Origin of the sequence: Nocardia concava NBRC 100430 (genome assembly GCF_000308815.1) — a bacterium.
In the GTDB taxonomy this organism is placed as follows: domain Bacteria; phylum Actinomycetota; class Actinomycetes; order Mycobacteriales; family Mycobacteriaceae; genus Nocardia; species Nocardia concava.
Genome location: NZ_BAFX01000020.1, coordinates 39,605 through 57,569 on the forward strand (window position 1 = coordinate 39,605; position 17,965 = coordinate 57,569).

At 69.7% G+C, this 17,965-nt stretch carries 9 protein-coding genes; 8 read left to right on the forward strand and 1 reads right to left on the reverse strand.

Translation table 11 applies throughout. From position 1 onward, the window contains the following. Positions 1-6 precede the first annotated feature (6 nt). Both ON43_RS05475 and ON43_RS05480 read left to right on the forward strand, forming a co-directional pair. On the forward strand, positions 7-2,004 hold the full coding sequence (locus ON43_RS05475) for an ABC transporter ATP-binding protein (protein ID WP_083913176.1): 1,998 nt from the start codon (positions 7-9) through the stop codon (positions 2,002-2,004). Continuing rightward, positions 2,001-3,737 carry an ABC transporter ATP-binding protein gene (locus ON43_RS05480; protein ID WP_040804236.1) on the forward strand — a complete coding sequence of 579 codons (1,737 nt, stop codon included), beginning with the start codon at positions 2,001-2,003 and terminating at the stop codon, positions 3,735-3,737. The genes ON43_RS05475 and ON43_RS05480 overlap by 4 nt, the downstream gene beginning before the upstream one ends. Before the next feature lie 72 nt (positions 3,738-3,809). Here ON43_RS05480 and ON43_RS05485 read toward each other — a convergent pair whose 3' ends face one another. After that, a complete protein-coding gene (locus ON43_RS05485) occupies positions 3,810-4,286 on the reverse strand; it encodes an MTB12 C-terminal domain-containing protein (protein ID WP_040804353.1) in 477 nt (158 codons plus the stop codon). A 238-nt stretch (positions 4,287-4,524) separates the two neighbouring features. Between ON43_RS05485 and ON43_RS05490 the strand changes: the two genes are divergently transcribed. Genes ON43_RS05490 through ON43_RS05515 form a run of 6 tightly spaced genes read left to right on the forward strand, consistent with a single transcriptional unit; the run spans position 4,525 to position 17,961 of the window. Further along, entirely contained in the window at positions 4,525-5,814 is a 1,290-nt protein-coding gene (locus tag ON43_RS05490) for a SidA/IucD/PvdA family monooxygenase (RefSeq protein WP_040804238.1), read from the forward strand. Positions 5,815-5,856: 42 nt separating this feature from the next. Then, complete coding sequence (locus ON43_RS05495; RefSeq protein WP_040804240.1) at positions 5,857-6,798, forward strand: methionyl-tRNA formyltransferase; 942 nt, start codon at positions 5,857-5,859, stop codon at positions 6,796-6,798. 11 nt (positions 6,799-6,809) lie between these two features. Continuing rightward, positions 6,810-7,565: a thioesterase II family protein gene (locus ON43_RS05500; protein ID WP_040804242.1), complete on the forward strand. Its 756-nt coding sequence runs from the start codon at positions 6,810-6,812 to the stop codon at positions 7,563-7,565. 5 nt (positions 7,566-7,570) lie between these two features. Beyond that, positions 7,571-8,881 carry a beta-ketoacyl [acyl carrier protein] synthase domain-containing protein gene (locus ON43_RS05505; RefSeq protein ID WP_040804355.1) on the forward strand — a complete coding sequence of 437 codons (1,311 nt, stop codon included), beginning with the start codon at positions 7,571-7,573 and terminating at the stop codon, positions 8,879-8,881. After that, positions 8,874-12,101 (forward strand): nocobactin polyketide synthase NbtC, encoded by a 3,228-nt coding sequence (gene nbtC / locus ON43_RS05510; RefSeq protein WP_040804244.1) that lies wholly within the window; start codon positions 8,874-8,876, stop codon positions 12,099-12,101. Before ON43_RS05505 ends, nbtC begins: the two co-directional genes overlap by 8 nt. A gap of 34 nt (positions 12,102-12,135) precedes the next feature. Next, positions 12,136-17,961 carry a non-ribosomal peptide synthetase gene (locus ON43_RS05515; protein WP_083913177.1) on the forward strand — a complete coding sequence of 1,942 codons (5,826 nt, stop codon included), beginning with the start codon at positions 12,136-12,138 and terminating at the stop codon, positions 17,959-17,961. Positions 17,962-17,965 lie beyond the last annotated feature (4 nt).

Here is a 17,965-nt window from a genome sequence, read left to right on the forward strand (position 1 = left end):
GGACTGATGACGGTCGAGTCACCGCCCGCGGTCGAGGCGCAGGCCATCGACCCGGGCCCGGCGGCAGCCGAAGGGGGAGGGCCCGACACGAAGGCGGAGGTGAAGGCCCGCCGCAAGCGAGAAGCCCTGGCGCGCAAGGAGATCCTGGCACCCGTCAGCGGCCCGCTGAGCATTGCCGGACTGGTGGTCGCGCTGGCGTCGGTATGCTCGGTGCTGCCGTTCCTGCTCATCGTCTCGGCCTGCCGTGAGCTGCTGGCGAATTCGCCCGATACCGATCGCGTCTGGCGGCTGCTGCTCATCGCCGTGCTGGTGCTGGTGGCCCGCGCGATCTTGCAGGCCGCGGCGCTGACCTGGTCGCACGCCGTGGACGCGCGCTATCAGCTGAGCCTGCGCCGACTGCTGGCCGACAAGCTGACCCGGGTGCCGCTGGGCTGGTTCGGGGCGCGCAGTTCGTCCGAGGTGAAGAAGTACCTGCAGGACGATGTCGAGGCGCTGCACTATCTGGTGGCGCACGCCCGCCTGGACTTCATCGGCTCGGTCACCATCCCGCTGGTCACGCTGATCTACCTGGCCACGGTCGACTGGCGGCTGACCCTGGTTCTGCTGCTGCCGCTGGTGATCTACGCGCTGTGCATGCGCGCCATGCTGGACGAGCCGGGCCGCGAACGGCTTTCGGCCTACAACGCCGCCGAGCAGCGCACCCGCGCGGCCACCGTGGAATTCGTGGACGGCATCCAGGTGGTGCGGGCCTTCGGGCGGGCGGGCAAGGCGCACACCGAATTCCGTGAGGCCGTCGAGGCGCAGACCGAGCGGCTGCGGCAAATGAAGATGCCGGTCATGACCGTGCAGTCGGTGTCGGACACCGTGGTCGCGCCGGTCTTCGTCATGCTGCTGATCGTGGTGGCTGGCCTGGCGGGCGTCGGCCTGCACTGGCTCGAGCCGCTGGATCTGCTGCCGTTCCTGCTGGTCGGGCTCGGCCTGGGCAGTTCGCTGCTGGGTCTGGGCTACGGTGCGCAGGCGCTGCGGACCGCCGGTGATGCCGCGTTGCGGCTGCACGAATTGCAGCAGACCCACGAATTGGCTTCCGGCTCCGGCGAATCCACGTCCGCAGACGCTCCGGCCGGGCTGATCCGTTTCGAGGACGTGAGTTTCGGCTACCGCGACGACCATCAGGTCCTGCGCGGCATCGATCTGGAGCTGGCACCCGGCACGATGACCGCGTTGGTCGGCCCCAGCGGTTCGGGCAAGTCGACACTGGCCAAGCTGCTGCCCCGCTTCTACGACGTGAACTCGGGCCGAATCGCCATCGGCGGCCGCGACATTCGCGATATTCCCAGCGAAGAGCTCTATCGCACGGTCGGATTCGTCTTCCAGGACGTTCGCCTGATCCGCGGCACCGTCGCCGACAACCTGCGCCTGGCCCGCCCCGACGCCGATTACGCGGCCCTCGAGCGCGCGGCCCGCGCCGCCCGCATCCACGACCGCATCACGGCGCTGCCGCGCGGCTACGACTCCGAGATCGGTGTCGACGCCATCCTGTCCGGCGGTGAGGCGCAACGTCTTTCGATCGCCCGCACGCTGCTGGCCGACACCCCAATCCTGGTGCTGGACGAGGCCACCGCCTTCGCCGACCCGGAATCCGAGGCCGCGGTCCAGGACGCCCTGGCCGAACTGGTCGCGGGCCGCACCGTCCTGGTGATCGCCCACCGCCTGCACACCATCACCGGCGTCGACCGAATCCTGGTGCTGGAGAACGGAACCCTGGTCGAGCAGGGCGACCACGCCACCCTGCACACCGCGGGCGGGCTCTACCAACGCCTGTGGGAGATCAACGCCGCCGCGCTGGAGACCGTCGCGGCGACCGAGGCGTCCGCCGAAGATTCACCCTGTCATTCCGGCGCGCTTTTGGCCGGAATCCACCCGGCGGCTGTGGATCCCGGCCAAGAACACGCCGGGATGACGAGTGCTACCTCGATCGAAGCGGGCAGGGAGGTCAACCGATGATCCGCAAGGTGCTGGGGCTGATTCCGGCCGAATACGCCCATCTGACACCGCGATTGCTGCTGGCCATCGTGTTGCAGGCGATCGCGCAGGCCACCGCCTACGTGCTGTTGGTGCCGGTGTTGCAGGCATTGTTCGATGACGATCTCCGCCGGGCCTGGTGGTGGACGCTGGGGCTGGGCGTGGCGGTGCTGGCCGTGGTGGTGTTCGGGTATGTGCAGTCGCTGCTCGGTCTGCGGATCGGGGTCGGTATGCAGCACGGTTTGCAGACTCGGCTCGGGGATCAGCTGAATGCCTTGCCGCTGGGCTGGTTCGACGATCGGCACGCGGGTGAGCTGTCGCGGGTGGTGGTCGAGAACGTGCGCGAGGTGCAGGGCCTGATCGCCTATCTGCTGGCGAAAATGCTGACCGGCGTGCTGGTTCCGCTGGGCGTGGCCGTCGGCATGCTCTTCGTGGACTGGCGCATCTCGCTGGCCATGCTGGTGGCCGCGCCGGTGCTGTTCGTGGTGAACCTGTGGGCGAACCGTTCCTATGTCTCCGCCGACGAGCGCATGCACGAGGCGGCGACCGAGGCCAATGCGCGGGTCCTGGAATTCGCTCAGGCGCAACCGGTGCTGCGGTCGCTGGGCGCGGTCGGCGCCGGCAATCGGGGCCTGGACGCGGCGCTGGCCCGGCAGCGGAAGGCGGCCTCGGGCCTGCTCATCGCCGCCGTCCCCGGCCTGATCGTGTTCTCCTTGGTGGTGCAGGCGATCTTCCTGGTGCTGGTCTACCTGCTGGTCGGCCGGGCCACCGACGGCGCGATCTCGGCCGCCGCGGCCATCGCCCTGATCGCGGTGAGCTCCCGCTTCATCGAGCCGCTGACCCAGGCCGCACAGCTGGGCGGCGCGCTGCGCACCGCCGCGGCCGCCGCCGACCGCGTCACCGGACTGCTATCGGAACCGTCCCTGCCGCAGCCGGATTCGACCGTGACGCCGGTCGCGCCGCGCGTGGAGTTCGACGGCGTCACCTTCGGCTACGGCCCCGGCAAGCCGGTGCTCACCGACGTCACCTTCACCGCCGAGCCCGGCACGACCACGGCCATCGTGGGCCCCAGCGGCGCGGGCAAGTCCACGCTGCTGCGCCTGGCCGCTCGCTTCCACGACGCCGATTCCGGTCGCGTCGCGGTCGGCGGCCACGACGTCCGCGATCAGCCGACCGAGACGCTGCTGAATCAGCTGGCTCTGGTCTTCCAGAACGTCTATCTCTTCGATCGCTCTGTGCTGGAGAACATTCGGGTCGGCCGACCCGACGCCACCGACCACGAGGTGCTGAAGGCGGGAGCGGTCGCGCGGGTCGACGAGATCGCCGCGCGCCTGCCCGACGGCTGGCAGACCGCGGTCGGTGAGGGCGGCTCGGCACTGTCCGGCGGTGAGCGCCAGCGGGTTTCGATCGCCCGCGCCCTGGTCAAGGACGCCCCGATCGTGCTGCTGGACGAGGCCACCAGTGCCCTGGATCCGCACAACGAGGCGGTCGTGGTGCGCGGTGTGCACGAACTCACGCGCGGCAGAACGGTTCTCGTGGTGGCGCATCGCCTGGCCACCATCGCGCACGCGGATCAGATCCTGTTCATGGACGGCGGCCGCATCGTCGAACGCGGCACGCACGCGGAACTGCTGGCTCTGGACGGTCGCTATGCCGACTTCTGGAACGAGCGCACCCGCGCCTCGGGCTGGCGTCTGGAGCGCGTCACCGTGTAGTCGAAAACCGTTTCCGGGCAGGCGAAAGCCCGGGCATCCATCGGATGCCCGGGATTCGCTGCTACGCGTTTGTCAGAGGCTGCAGGGCAGGTAGGCGATGCTCGCCACGGTGCACTCGGAGTCGCGGGTCAGCTTCCAGGTGCCGTCGATGTCACGCCAGGTGAGGGTCCAGTTCCACGGGTCGAAGCCGTCGATGGAGGTCTGGAAACCGGTGCTGAGGGTGTCGCCGGAGACGTTCACCGGTCCCAGCACGGTGTACTTGAAGCTCGGCGGGGCGGCGGCGACGACGGTGGCGACCTGGTCGATCAGCGGCAGTCCGGCCTCGCCGGCCTCCAGCTCGTTGGCGCGCGCGGCACGCGAGGCGCCGGTGTTCAGCAGCAGCGCGAGCTTCGACTGCAGCTCTCCCACACCGGGATTCGCGGCCTTGACCGGCGCGGCGACCGGCAGCGCGGAGGCGGGGGCGACGGTGGCGGCAGTGCCGCCCAGGACGGCGGCGACGGCGACGGCCGCCACCGCGATGCGACGCAATCTGTTGGTCTGCGAGGGCATGGACTTGATCATTCGTATTCCCATCGTTTTCGGTCAGGCGTCCGATCCAAGGGCTTGCGCTAGAACCGGGTCCCGACCAATATAAGGTAAGCCTATGCAAACATAAGACCCCACGGTTTGGAAGCGCGTCATCCGATCTCCTTCCCCGATCGGCCTTTTCGCCGGGCCCGCCGTGGGGGTAGCTGCAAAGTGGCTGCCATCACATCGGACGCATGCCGCCGGGAAAGCAGGAGCATCAGTGGACACACTTCTCGTGGTCGGAGCCGGTCCCAAGGCCATGGCCGTGGCGGCCAAGGCGTACGTCCTGCGGGAACTCGGCCTGCCCGCGCCGCGCGTGGTCGTCGTCGAATCCCATGCGGTGGGCGGCAACTGGCTGCCCAGCGGCGGTTGGACCGACGGTCGCCACCGCCTGGGCACCAGCCCGGAGAAGGATGTCGGCTTCCCGTATCACTCCACCTGGGCGCGCGGCCGCAATCGCGATATCGACGCGGCCATGCGGGCCTTCAGCTGGACCGCCTACCTGGTCGAGCACGGCACCTACGCCGAGTGGGTGGACCGCGGCCGGCCCAGCCCACAGCACACCCTGTGGGCCGACTACCTGCAATGGGTCGCCCGCCGCACCGGCGTCGAGATCGTAATGGGTTCGGTCCGAACGATTTCCGCCGCGGCCGACGGCTGGCTGGTCACCGTGGAGGACGCCGACGGCAAGTCGAGCACGCTGGACGCCGACCGCTTGATGATCACCGGCCCCGGCAACAGCCGCCGCGCCCTCGCGAATCATCCCCGGGTGCTGAGCATCTCCGAGTTCTGGGATCTGGCCGCCAAGCGTCAGCTGCCGGTCTCCTCGCGGGCCGCGGTGATCGGCGGCGGTGAGACCGCGGGCTCGGCCATGGACGAGCTGGTCCGCCACGATGTGCTCACCGTCTCGGTCATCTCGCCCAAGGCCACCATCTACACCCGCGGCGAAAGCTATTTCGAGAACGCGCTGTTCAGCGATCCGGTGAAGTGGCCCGCGCTGAGCCTCGAGGAACGCCGCGATGTCATCCGCCGCACCGATCGCGGCGTCTTCTCGGTCCGGGTTCAGGAGAACCTGCTCGCCGACAGCCGCGTGCATCACCTGCAGGGCCGCGTGGTCCGGGTGGCCGCGCGCGACGAGGCGGTGGCGCTGACCCTGCGCAACGAGACCCGCCCCGATCAGGTGCACACCTTCGATCTGGTGGTGGACGCGACCGGCGGCGAATCGCTGTGGTTCCTGGAGCTTTTCGACACCGATGCCGCGGACCTGCTGGAGCTGGCCGTCGGCGGCCCGGTGGATCAGGCGCGCCTGGAGGCCGCCATCGGCTACGACCTGGCCGTCACCGGTGTCGAGGCCAAGCTCTACCTGCCGAATATGGCGGCGTTGGCCCAGGGTCCGGGCTTCCCCAATCTGAGCTGCCTGGGCGAACTTTCGGACCGGGTGCTGGCGTGTGCGCCGGAGCTGGTCCGGAGCGCGGCCGTGGGTGCCGCGCACAACCGGCTTGGTAAATAGGTTAGGCTTAGCTTACTTCGAGCAAAGATGAGGTTCGGTTCAATGCGTATCGTCTCGTTCGGCTTCCAGACCTGGGGCCGGAAAACCCTGCAGGCCCTGATCGATTCGCGCCACGAGGTGGTGCTGGCGGTCACCCACCCGGCCGCGGAATCCACCTACAAGGCCATGTGGTCGGATTCGGTCGAGGAGCTGGCCCGGGAGCACGGGATTCCGGTGCACCTCACCGAACGGGCGGACGCCGAGACCATCGATCTGGTCAAGCGGGCCGAGCCGGACGTGATCGTGGTGAACAGCTGGTACACCTGGATGCCCGAGGAGCTGTACAACCTGCCCCCGCACGGCACCCTCAACCTGCACGATTCGCTGCTGCCCAAATTCACCGGATTCTCGCCGGTGCTGTGGGCGCTGATCAGCGGTGAGACCGAGACCGGGCTGACCGTACACCGCATGGACGAGAACCTCGACACCGGCGATATCCTGGTGCAGAAGCGACTGCCCATCGGGCCCGATGTCACCGGCACCGAATTGGTGCTGGCCGGAATGGAACTCATCCCGGATGCCGTGAACGAGGCGCTCGACGCGGTGGAGAGCGGCACCGCCGTGTGGCGGCCGCAGAATCCGGCCGAGCGCACCTACTTCCACAAGCGTGCCGACCGCGACAGCCGCATCGACTGGTCGTGGCCCGCCGTGGATCTCGAGCGTTTCGTGCGCGCCCTGTCCGCGCCGTATCCGCCCGCCTTCACCTACTACCGCGGTGAGCGCATCGAGGTGCTGGCCGCCCGCGTCGCCGAATTCAATTGCGGTGGAACGCCGGGACGGGTCGTGGTGCTGGACGGCGGCGCGGCCGTGGTCTGCGGTCCGGAGGCGTTCCGGGGCGGCAATGCCGCACTGGTCATCACCCGGGTGCGCACCGCCGACGGGCAGGAACACGCGGCGGGCGAATTCTTCGCGCGCGGCGGCTATCTCACCGATTCGGCCGAGTAGGAGTTCAGGTCATGGCAGCACAGCTCGGCTGGGTCCGGCAGTTCCACAAACCCGCGGCGGAAGGGCTTCCGCCGCTGCTGATCTGCCCGCACGCGGGTGCGGGCGCGTCCAGCTACCGGGCGTTCTCGAAGGTGTTCAGCCGGTACTTCGATGTCGTCGTCTTCCAGTACCCGGGCCGCCAGGATCGGGCGCGAGAGGCGGCGGCGACCACGCTGACCGAACTCGGCGCGGGTGCGTTCGCGGATTACGTTGCCTCCGAGCATGATCGCGGGCTGCCGCTGACCGTGTTCGGGCACAGCATGGGTGCGATGGTGGCCTTCGAGCTGGTGCGGGCCGCCGAAGCGGCGGGCCGCGAGGTGCGGCTGCTGGCCCCGTCGGCGGCGGTGTCGCCGGGCCGGGCCGCCGAACTGCCGCCGCATCCCACCGAGGACGAGCAGATCCTCGATCACCTGGGACGGCTGGAGGGCACCGGCGCGGACGTGCTGGGCAGCCGCGAGGTGATGCGCATGGCACTGCCGGTGGTGAAGGCCGACTACCGCGCCTTCGACGCGTACGCGTGCGCGCCGGATGTGAAGGTGCGGGCCAGGATTCAGGTGCTCGGCGGCGTGGAGGATCCCTTCGTGACGCCGCGCGATCTGTACGGCTGGGCGAACCACACCGAGCAGGAGTTGGAGGTGACCGTCTTCGACGGCGGCCACTTCTACCTCAACGAGCACACCGAGGGCATTGCCGAACTGCTCGTCCCGTCGCTGAATACCGTCGGGTGAGCGGCATGGCGGACGTGGATCCCATCGTCATCGCGGGCATGGCGATCGAGGCGCCGGGCGGCGTGGAGACGCTGCCCGCCTACTGGTCGGCGCTGGCGCAGGCGCGCGAGCTCATCGGCGCGTTCCCCCGCGATCGGGAGTGGCCGCTGGAACAGTTGCTGTCGCTGCATCAGGTGGAGGGCTGGACCCGGGTGCCCGATGCGGGCGGATTCCTCGATGGGGCAACGGAATTCGATCCGATGTTCTTCGGCATCACCCCGCGCGAGGCCGTGTCCATGGATCCGCAGCAGCGGGTCGGCATGCGGGTGGCCTGGCGGGCGCTGGAGAACGCGGGCATCAATCCCGGCTCGCTGGACGGTGCCGAGGTCGGGTGCTTCATGGGCGCGTCCATCAACGAGTACGGACCGGCGTCGGCCGCGGTCACCGACTACAGCGGGTACCGGGTGACCGGCACCGCGTTGGGCGCGGTGGCCGGGCGCATTTCGCACGGGCTCGGGCTGACCGGGCCGTCCATGAGCGTGGACACCGCCTGCGCGTCGTCGCTGACCGCACTGCACCTGGCCGCCAACGCGATTCGCAATGACGAATGCGAGTGGGCGCTGGCCGGTGGCGTCTGTGTCATGGGTTCACCCGCCGCCTTCTACGAGTTCTCCAAAAACAACGCGCTGGCCGCTGACGGTCACTGCCGGGCCTATGCCGCCGACGCGACCGGGACCCTGTGGGGTGAGGGCGCGGGTGTCGTTGTGCTGGAACGGGAATCGCGGGCGCGAGTGCTCGGCCACCACGTCTATGCGCGGGTGCTGGGCACCCGGGTCAACCACAACGGCAAGGGCGCGCCGCTGGCCGTGCCGAGTTCCGTTGCGCAGCAGCGCCTCATCGAGAAGACCCTGGAGGCTGCGGGCATCAGCGCCGACGCCGTCGGTCTGATCGAGGGCCACGGCACCGGTACCCCGGTCGGCGATCCGCTCGAATTGACCGCTCTTGCAAACGCTTACGGCGCACCCGCGCGCACTGCGGGTCCGCTGCTTGGCTCGGTGAAATCCAATATCGGCCACACCCAGGCGGCCTCCGGCATGCTCGGCCTGATCAAGGTGTTGCTGTGCGGGCAGAACGGCCAGATCGCGCCGACCCTGTTCGCCGACAATCCCACCGACAAGGTCGACTGGGACGCCACCAGCCTGCGCCTGGCCACCGAGCTCACCCCGTGGGAGCCGGTCGACGGCGTGCGCTACGGGGCCGTCTCGTCCTTCGGTGTCGCGGGAACCAATGCGCATGCCGTGCTCGCCATGCCTGTTTCGGAGGATCTCCATGTCTGAGTACCGGCTTCCCGACGGCACCGTTCCGGTCCTGCTGTCTTCCGAGACTGCCGACGGGCTGCGGGCCGAGGCGGCGCAGCTCGCCCGCTACCTGGCGGACCGGCCAGAAGTGACGCCGGATCGTGTGGCGGACATGCTGTTCCGCACGCGCGCCGCGCGCCGCCGCCGGGCACTCGCCATGGTGTCGGGTCGCGACGAGTTGCTGACGGCACTCGAATCCATCGCCGCCGACACCGAGCATCCCGCCGTGGTGGCGAGCCTCGGTGCGGCCACCGCCCGCCGGACCGGCTTCGTCTTCCCCGGCCAGGGCAGTCAGCGCCCCGGCATGGGCAAGCTGTACTGCGGCCTCTCCCAGGCCTACCGGGACGAGGTGGACGCTTGCGCCGAACTGCACCGCGAGCACTACGGACACGCCCAGCCGCTGCACTACCTGCTCGGCGACGAGGGCCGTTTCGAGAACACGGTGTGGGAAGTCCAGCCCGCGTTGATGTTCCATATGACCGGCCTGGCCGCCATGTGGCGGGCCTTCGGCGTCGAGCCGGCAGCCGCCATCGGGCACAGCCAGGGTGAGCTGGCCGCGGGCTGGGTGGCGCGGGTGATGACCCGCCGCGACGCCGTCATGGCGGTCACCGAGCGCGCGCGGCTGGTGGAACGCATTTCCCCGCGCGGCTATTCGATGGCCGTACTCGGCATGGACCGGGAAGAGGTGGAGGCCCTGCTGGCCCGCCACTCCGGCTGGGCCGAGCTGTCGGTGGTGAATTCGCCACACATCCTGGCCATCTCGGGCGACCGGGACACCATCGTCGACATGGTCGCCGCCGCGCAGGCCAAGGGCAAGTTCGCCAAGGAGATCCAGGTCGCCTACCCGGCGCACACCTCGATCGTGGCCGAGTTGCGCACCGACTTCGAGAACTTCCTCGGCGCGGAGATGAGCGCGCCGACCTTCAGCGCCGGTGAGATCCCCTGCTACGGAGCGACTCTGGGCGCGGCGATCACCCCCGACCTCGAGCACGAGCAGTACTGGTTCTGGAACCTGCGCAATCGCGTCCGCTTCGACCGCGCCATCGTGTCCGCCGCCGTGGACGGCATCGACACCTTCGTCGAGGTCGCCGAACACCCGACCCTGCAGCTCGCCGTCCAGGAGAACCTCGGCCTGGTCCCGCAGGATCCGGCCCTCCCGCCGCGCGACTTCCGCGTCCTGGGCACCTCCCTACGCACCGCCGACAGCCTGCGCGACTTCACCCGCAACCTGGCCACCGTCGCCGTCCACGACCTCACCTACGACTGGCAGTCCCTCCGCACGGACACCGGCACGGTGAGCCTGCCCCTGCGCGACTTCCCCAACACCGTCATGAACCCCCAGCGCCTGTGGGCGGCCTTCACACCGCCCGCCGGCCAGCCCACCCCCGAGCCGACCCACCGCCGCCCGCACCGCCTGGCGGAGAACTGGGTCCGCCTCGACAAGCGCTCGCTGGTCCCGCCGCGCGATCTGCTAGTCGTGGACCACACCGGCCGCAACCCGGAGCTGGCTGCGGCGCTGTGCACCGCAGCCCACAACCACGGCGGTTCGGCGCGCGTTCTGAACGGCGAAACCGACACGGCCGCTGACGCTTACGACACCGTGGTGATCCTGCTGCCCGAGTTGCCGGAGTTGGATGCCTCGGCCGCTGTCGAGGAAGCCGCCGCGTTCTTCTCCGAGCCGTCGTGGCTGCCGGATCTGGCCGGAGTCACCAACTGCTGGCTGGTCACAGTGGGCGGCGAGCAGATCGTCGCGACGGATCCGGCTCCGCACCAGTTCCACGGCGCGGTCACCGCCGGATTCCGCTGCCTGGGCATGGAGTCGCTGGGTATCGCCTTCCGGCGGGTGGATCTCGCGGTGGGACAGGCGGATGCGAGCCAGGCGGCGGCGCTGGTGCGTGCGGTGCACGTCAAGAACGAGCCGGAGCTCGCGCTGCGTGACGGCGCGGTGTACGCCAAGCGGCTGGAAGTCGATGCCGCGCAGCCCGGTCCGGCCCGCGACGCCGATCTCTCGCACGTCGTGATCATCGGCGGCACCGGCACGCTCGGCGTGGAGTTCTGTGCTTACTACGCCGAGCGCGGCGCCGATCGCATCACCCTGCTCAGCCGTTCCGGCGAGACCGATGCGGTGACCCGCCGCTTGCGCCCGATCCGGGCGTCGGGCGACACCGAGATCATCGTCGAGTCCTGCGATGTCGCCGATGCCGACGCGGTGCTGGAACGGGCGGAGCGGCAGCAGGTTCCGGCCACCGTCATCGTGCACGCGGGCGTCAACTACGTGCGCGCCGAGCTGGCCGACGTCACCCCCGAGAAGTTCCGGGAGATGGCCGGTTCCAAGATCTACGGCACCGAGCACATGCTGAAGGCCTGGCCTCGGACCGCCGACGCACGGATCGTGCTGTGCTCCTCGGCCGCCGCCACCTTCGGCGGTCGCGGCCAGATCCTCTACGCCACCGTCAATCGCATGCTCGACGTGCTGGCTCGCCGCCTGCGTGCGCAGGGCGTCGACGCGGTCGCCATGCAGTGGGGACTGTGGGATCTCGAGGGTCCGTTGCACGCGGTCGGCACCGGACCGGTGCAAGCCGCCGGTGTCACGCCGATGCGGGCCGCCGATGCTCTCGAACTCGGCTTCACCGAACACGCCGACCACCGCGGCGCGGACAACCGCCTGGTCGCCGCCGCCGACTGGGCCGACGTGCAGGCCCTCATGGCCGCGATCGGCCAAGGCCCGCTGCTCGACGACGTGATCGCCGCCGCGGCTGTCGAAGAAGCGGTGGTACCGAAGGACGACGCTGCCTCTGGCCAGACCAGCGCCGCCCCTCGCCATTCCAGTGCAGTCCCTCGTCATCCCAGCGTGCTTTTGGCTGGGATCCACGACGACGCAGTGGATTCCGGCCAAAAGCACGCCGGAATGACGGGAGCGATGACGGGAGCCGGGGCGGTCGACGGCGGAGCATCCGGTGCGGGCTCCGTGAATCTGGCCGAGCAGGTGCGGCGGCAGTTGGGGAAGGTCATGGGCGCGGACACCGACGCCTTCGACACCTCCGTCCCGTTGGTGGCGCTCGGGCTGGATTCCTTGCAGGCCTTGGACTTCCGCAAGCGGGTGCGGGTGGAGCTGAACCGGGATCTGCCGGTGGCGGCGATCCTGGGCGGCGCGTCGCTGGACGATGTCGTCCGGTTGATGGCCACCAGCCAGGCGTAAGTCGGACGACATACTTTCAGGAGCGAGACGAGACATGGCGAACGATGCCAAGACCCTGCTGGAGCGCCGCAAGGAGCTGCTGCGCCGGCGGATAGCCGAGAGCGGTGTCGCCGCGGCGACCGCCACGCCCGCCCCCGCGGCCCGCGCCACGGCGGGGGAGCGGCACCCGCTGTCGGACGGGCAGCGGCGCATGTGGTTCCTGCAGACCCGTGATCCGGCGGACACCACGCTCAATATCTGTGTGGCCTACCGGCTCTCGGGCGCGTTGGATGCCGATCGGTTCCATGCGGCGGTCGATGCGGTCGCCGCTCGGCACGACATTCTGCGCACCACTTACGGTCTCGGCGAGGATGGTGAGCCGTACCAGATCGCCCGCGCGGATCTCGCTCCCGGCTGGGAGTCCCACGACCTGAGCGAGCTGCCCGAGGGAAGCCGGTCGCGTCGCCTGGAAGTGCTGGCGCGCAGGGAATTCAGCCGTCCCTTCGACCTGTCGGTGGAGTCGCCGTTGCGTCTCACCCTCGTGCGTCTCGCGGCCGAGGAGTTCGCGCTGATTCTCGTCGCCCACCACATCTGCTGGGACGACGACTCCTGGGGCGTGTTCTTCGGTGAGCTCAACACCGCCTACCTTGGCGGCGAACTCCACGCTCTCCCTGGTCAATTCGCCGATGTCGAGGTTTTCGATGTCGACACCGTGGCATCGGACGCCGATCTCGAGTACTGGCGCGGCGCCCTCCGCCCCTTGCCGGAGTCGCTCGAATTGCCCGGCAAATCGGTCGATTCCGCCTCCCGCAAGGCCGAGCGCCGCACGCTCGCCCTGTCGGGCGATCTGATGCGGCGGGTGGACGCCTTCGCCCGTGACCGCTCGGCCACCCCGTTCATGGTGCTGCTGGCCGCCTACGAGGCGATCGTTCACCGCTACACCGCCGCGGGCGACTTCCTGGTCTCGGTCCCGGTCACGGTGCGCCGCAATGCCATTGCCGAATCCCTGATCGGCTACTTCGGCAATACCCTGCTGCTGCGCGCCACCCTCACCGCCCGTGACAGCTTCGCCGCCTTCACCGATGCCGTCCGCGACACCTGCCTGGGCGCGTTCGCGCACCAGGGCGTCGGCATCGATCGTGTTGTCCGCGAGGCCAATCCGGACCGCCTGGGTGGCAAGGACGGCCTGGATCAGCTGGTCCGCCTGGGCTTCAGCGTCCGCAAGAGCGCCGACGGCTTCGCCCTCGACGGCATCGACGCCACCCTGCTCGACCTCGGCAGCCCGGTGACCCAGCTGCCGCTGAGCCTGGCCGTCGTGCTCGAGCCGACCGGTGCGTACCTGGAGGCCGAATACCAGATCGACCGGCTGGACGGCGGATTGGTCGACCAGCTGCTGGCCCACTACGCGCAGCTGCTCGGCGCGGCCCTGGACGAGCCGGGCAAGCGCATCGGCGACCTGGACATCCTGGGTGCCGCCGATGCCGCGCGCATCCTCGAGCTCTCGCGCGGCCCGGTGGTCGAAACCCCGGCCGCCACCATGGTGGACCTGTTCCAGGCCCGCGTCGCCGCCGCCCCCGAGGCCATTGCCGTGGTCGCCCCCGACCAGGGCGTGGAACTCACCTACGCCGCGCTCAACCGCCGCGCGAATCGCTTGGCGCACTGGCTGATCCGCCAGGGCCTGGGCACCGAGGACGTGGTCGGCCTGCGCCTGTCCAACTCGGTGGAATTCGTGGTCGGCATGCTCGCCGTGCTCAAGTCCGGCGCGGCCTACCTGCCCATCGACCCGGCCTACCCGGACGACCGCATCGACTACCTGGTCGAGGATGCCCGCCCTCGCCTGGTGCTGGGCCGCGTCGAACTCGACGCCGCCGAACTGTCGGCCGCCGACCTGCCCGACCATGACCCGTCCGATGCCGACCGCCTGCGCGCCTTGCGCCCCGGCAATCTGGCCTACGTCATCTACACCTCGGGTTCGACCGGCAAGCCCAAGGGCGTCCCGGTCCCGCACGGCGCGATCGCCGAACACCTCGACGGCTTCGTCGCCGAATGGGGCATGACCGCCGAAGACCGTCTGCTGCAGTCCTCTTCGGTGAGCTTCGACGCCTCCCTGCTGGACATCTTCGTCACCTTCACCGCGGGGGCGCGCCTGGTCGTCCCGAAACCCGATGCGTTCCGCGACATTCCGTATGTCGCCGAGATCATCACCCGCTGCGGCGTCACCGTGCTGCACATGGTGCCGTCCATGCTCAGCACCTTCCTGCTGCTGCCGGAGGTGAGCCAGTGGCGGGCGCTGCGTCACGTCCCGGTCGGCGGTGAGGCGCTGCCGGGCGAGGTGGCCGACAAGTTCGCGGGCATCTTCGACGCGGAGCTGCGCAACCACTACGGGCCCACCGAGGCCGTGGTGTGCGCGACGCACCAGGATGTGGTGGGACCGCAGGGCACCCGCATCGTCCCGATCGGCACGCCGAACCGGAATGTGTTCGTGTATCTGCTGGATGAGGCGTTGCAGCTGGTCCCGACCGGCGTGGTCGGCGAAATCTATTTGGGCGGTGAGCAATTGGCGCGCGGCTACCTCAATCGCGCGGGCCTGAGCGCGGAGCGCTTCGTGGCCGACCCGTTCGGCGACCGCAACGGCCTGCCGGGCGGCCGCCTCTACCGCACCGGTGACCTGGCCCGCCGCAATGCCGACGGCGAGATCGAATTCGTGGGCCGCGCCGACGAACAGGTGAAGGTGCGCGGCTTCCGCATCGAACTCGGCGAGGTGGAGGCCGTCATCGGCAGCCATCCCGATGTGGGCCACTGTGTGGTGATCGCCACCGAGGATGCCGCCGTCGGAGCCATGCTCGCCGCCTATGTGGTGCCCGCGGCCGGTGCGATCGTGGACACCGAGCAGGTGCGCGCGCACGCCGCCGCCACCCTGCCGGACTACATGGTGCCCGCCGCCTTCGCGGTCATCGACGAGATCCCGCTGACCGTGCACGGCAAGCTGGACAAGCGCGCCCTGCCCGCCCCGACCCGCGAGGCCGCGCGCGGCTACCGGGAACCGGCCACCGACACCGAGATTCGGCTGGCCGCCCTGTTCGGGCAGCTGTTCGGCCGCGACCGGGTAGGCGCGGACGACTCGTTCTTCGAACTCGGCGGGCACTCGCTGCTGGCGACCCGCCTGATCGTGGTGATCCGCAAGGAGTTCGGCGTCGAACTCGACGTGCGCGCCCCGTTCGACACCCCGACCGTCGCGGGCCTGGCCGCGCTGATCGACCGCGCGCCCGCCGCCGAGGTGCGCGCCGAGACCCCGAGCCTGGCGAAACGCGAACGGCCGCACCGGGTTCCGCTGTCGTTCTCGCAGCTGGCCATGTGGTTCCAGCGGAAGCTGGAGGGGCCCAGCCCGGTCGGCAATATCCCGTTCGCCATGCGCGTGGACGGTCCCCTGGACCTCACCGCCCTGGCGGCCGCGCTGGGTGATGTGGTGGCCCGGCACGAGGCGCTGCGCACCGTCTTCCCCGAGGACGGCGGCGTGCCGTATCAGTCGGTGCTCCCGGCCGGTCCGATCGATGTGCTGGTCACCGTCCTCGACGATCCCGACCGCCTGCCCGCCGAACTGGCCGAGGCGGCCGAGTACTGCTTCGCGGTCGAATCCGAACTGCTGGTGCGCCCCAAGGTCTTCGTGCTCGGCAAGTCCTCGCACGCCATCTCACTGCTGGTGCACCACATGGTCGCCGACCACTGGTCCTTCCGCACCATCCTGGCCGACCTGGCCACCGCCTACCGCACCCGCATCGACTCCGGCATCGCCCCGAACTGGGAGCCGCTGGCCCTCGACTACGCCGACTTCGCGCTCTGGCAGCGCGAACTGGTGTCCGCGGACCAGGAACGCATCGACTACTGGCGCGACACCCTCGCCGGTCTGCCGGACGAGATCAACCCCGCCCACGACCATCCCCGCCCGGCCGTCCTCGGCAAGAGCGGCAGCGTCACCGCGTTCACCGTCCCCTCCGGCCTGCGCCGCCGCCTGAAGGGCCTGGCCGAATCCGCGGGCGCCTCGGAGTTCATGCTCTACCAGGCCGCGGTCGTCACCCTCCTGCACAAACTCGGTGCGGGCGAGGACATTCCGCTCGGCACCCCCGTCGCGGGCCGCTCCTACCCGGTCGCCGCCGACCTGGTCGGCCTCCTCGCCAACATGGTGGTCCTGCGCAACGACCTCTCTGGCAACCCCACCCTCCGCACCCTTCTGGATCGCTCCCGCGCTGTTGCGTTGGGCGCGTACGCCAACCAGGACGTCCCCCTGGAACGCGTGGTCGAAGCGGTCAACCCACCCCGCTCCCGCTCCCGAAACCCCCTGTTCCAGGCCATGATGCACTTCCGCGAGGAAGACTGGGCCGCCGCCGACGCAGGCCTCGGCGAGGCCGAACTCTCCGTCCTCCCCATCGAATTCGACATCTCCCTCCTCGACCTGAGCATCAACTTCTTCGCCGCCCCCGACGGCGGCTTCGACGCCAGCGTCATCATCAACACCGACCTCTACGACCCCGCCACCGCCCCCCTCCTCGCCCAGCGCATGCTCCGCGTCCTCACCGCCTTCGCCGACACCCCGGACCTGGCGCTCAGCGAGCTGGATGTGATGCCCGCCCAGGAGCGGCAGGCTGTCGAGGACTGGGGAACCGGGCCCGCCGAGGTGTTGGATGTCGCCGCGGTTCTGGATCGCGCCCGCGCCGTGTCCGCCGATGCAGCGGTCGTGCATTGCGGTGCCGAAACGCTCACCTACGGTGAGCTTCTCGATCGTCTGGATCTATCCGCCGTCGAGGGCCTCGTGATCGACGCGGGCCTCAGCGACTCACGGATCCGACTGGTCGCGGCTCCGTGGGGCAGCACCGAGCTGAATGTCGAGTTGGTGGCCGCCCTCGCTTCCGGCGCGACCGTGATCATCGCCGACGATGCGCAGCGGCAGGACCCGACCGCATTGGTCGATCTGATCACCACTCACCGGCCCGACCGGGTGGCGGCCGATCCCGGCACCCTGGCTCGCTTCGTGCACACCGGTATTTCCATGCTGCCGTCGGTGCGGCATTGGGAGGTGCTCGGAATCGACTGGCCTGCTGCACTTCCCGACCTACTTCCCGCGCTGTCCTCCAACTCCACCGCCGCCTACGCGTACGTGGCGCCGGGATTCCCGGGTGTGGCGGCGCGTGGCCCGCTCGACGAAACGGCCGCCGCGACACCGGCAGCCGGTGCGCGCGTGCTGGTGCTCGACGCCAACGAACGGTCTGTTCCGCCCGGCGTCGTGGGAACCGCCCATGTCGGCGCGGCCACCCCGGGCGAAAATCTGGTCCGGACGGGGGAGCGGGCGCGCTGGACGATTCATGGCGAACTCGAATTCGCCATCGAGCGGGAGCGGCCCGCCGTCCGTCCCGCTGCCGCGCGATCGGCCGAATCCCACACGGCCACAGGCCGAAACGATACCGAGCTGCAGTTGCGGACCATACTCGCCGAGCTGCTCGAACTGGAGCTGGACGAGGTCGGTGGGGAGGACAACTTCTTCGCGCTGGGTGGGGACAGTGTGATCTCGATTCAGTGGTCGGTGCGGGCCAATGAGGTTGGGTTGCCGCTGTCGCCGCAGTTGGTGTTCGAGTGCATGACCGTGACCGAGTTGGCGGAAGCTGTGGACGGGGCGCTGGCCGCCGGAGTGACGGCTGCGGATATCGCTGCGGCGGCGGGGGTTTCGGCCTCCGAGATGACGGCCACGTTCGGCAGCACTGTGCAAGCCGAAGCGGCTGAGCCGCAGGCGGTTCCGGTGGATGCCCACAGTCACGCGCCGATGAGCGCGTCGGGCCTGAATCAGGACGCTCTGGCCGCGCTCGGTGCCGCTTGGAAGGGTGCGCGGTGAGAGA

Bases quoted from the DNA above. Each gene is read 5' to 3' on its own strand.
- ON43_RS05475 (WP_083913176.1), top strand. From the start codon at position 7: ATGACGGTCGAGTCACCGCCCGCGGTCGAGGCGCAGGCCATCGACCCG.
- ON43_RS05480 (WP_040804236.1), top strand. From the start codon at position 2,001: ATGATCCGCAAGGTGCTGGGGCTGATTCCGGCCGAATACGCCCATCTG.
- ON43_RS05485 (WP_040804353.1), bottom strand. From the start codon at position 4,286: ATGCCCTCGCAGACCAACAGATTGCGTCGCATCGCGGTGGCGGCCGTC.
- ON43_RS05495 (WP_040804240.1), top strand. From the start codon at position 5,857: ATGCGTATCGTCTCGTTCGGCTTCCAGACCTGGGGCCGGAAAACCCTG.
- ON43_RS05500 (WP_040804242.1), top strand. From the start codon at position 6,810: ATGGCAGCACAGCTCGGCTGGGTCCGGCAGTTCCACAAACCCGCGGCG.
- ON43_RS05505 (WP_040804355.1), top strand. From the start codon at position 7,571: ATGGCGGACGTGGATCCCATCGTCATCGCGGGCATGGCGATCGAGGCG.
- nbtC (WP_040804244.1), top strand. From the start codon at position 8,874: ATGTCTGAGTACCGGCTTCCCGACGGCACCGTTCCGGTCCTGCTGTCT.
- ON43_RS05515 (WP_083913177.1), top strand. From the start codon at position 12,136: ATGGCGAACGATGCCAAGACCCTGCTGGAGCGCCGCAAGGAGCTGCTG.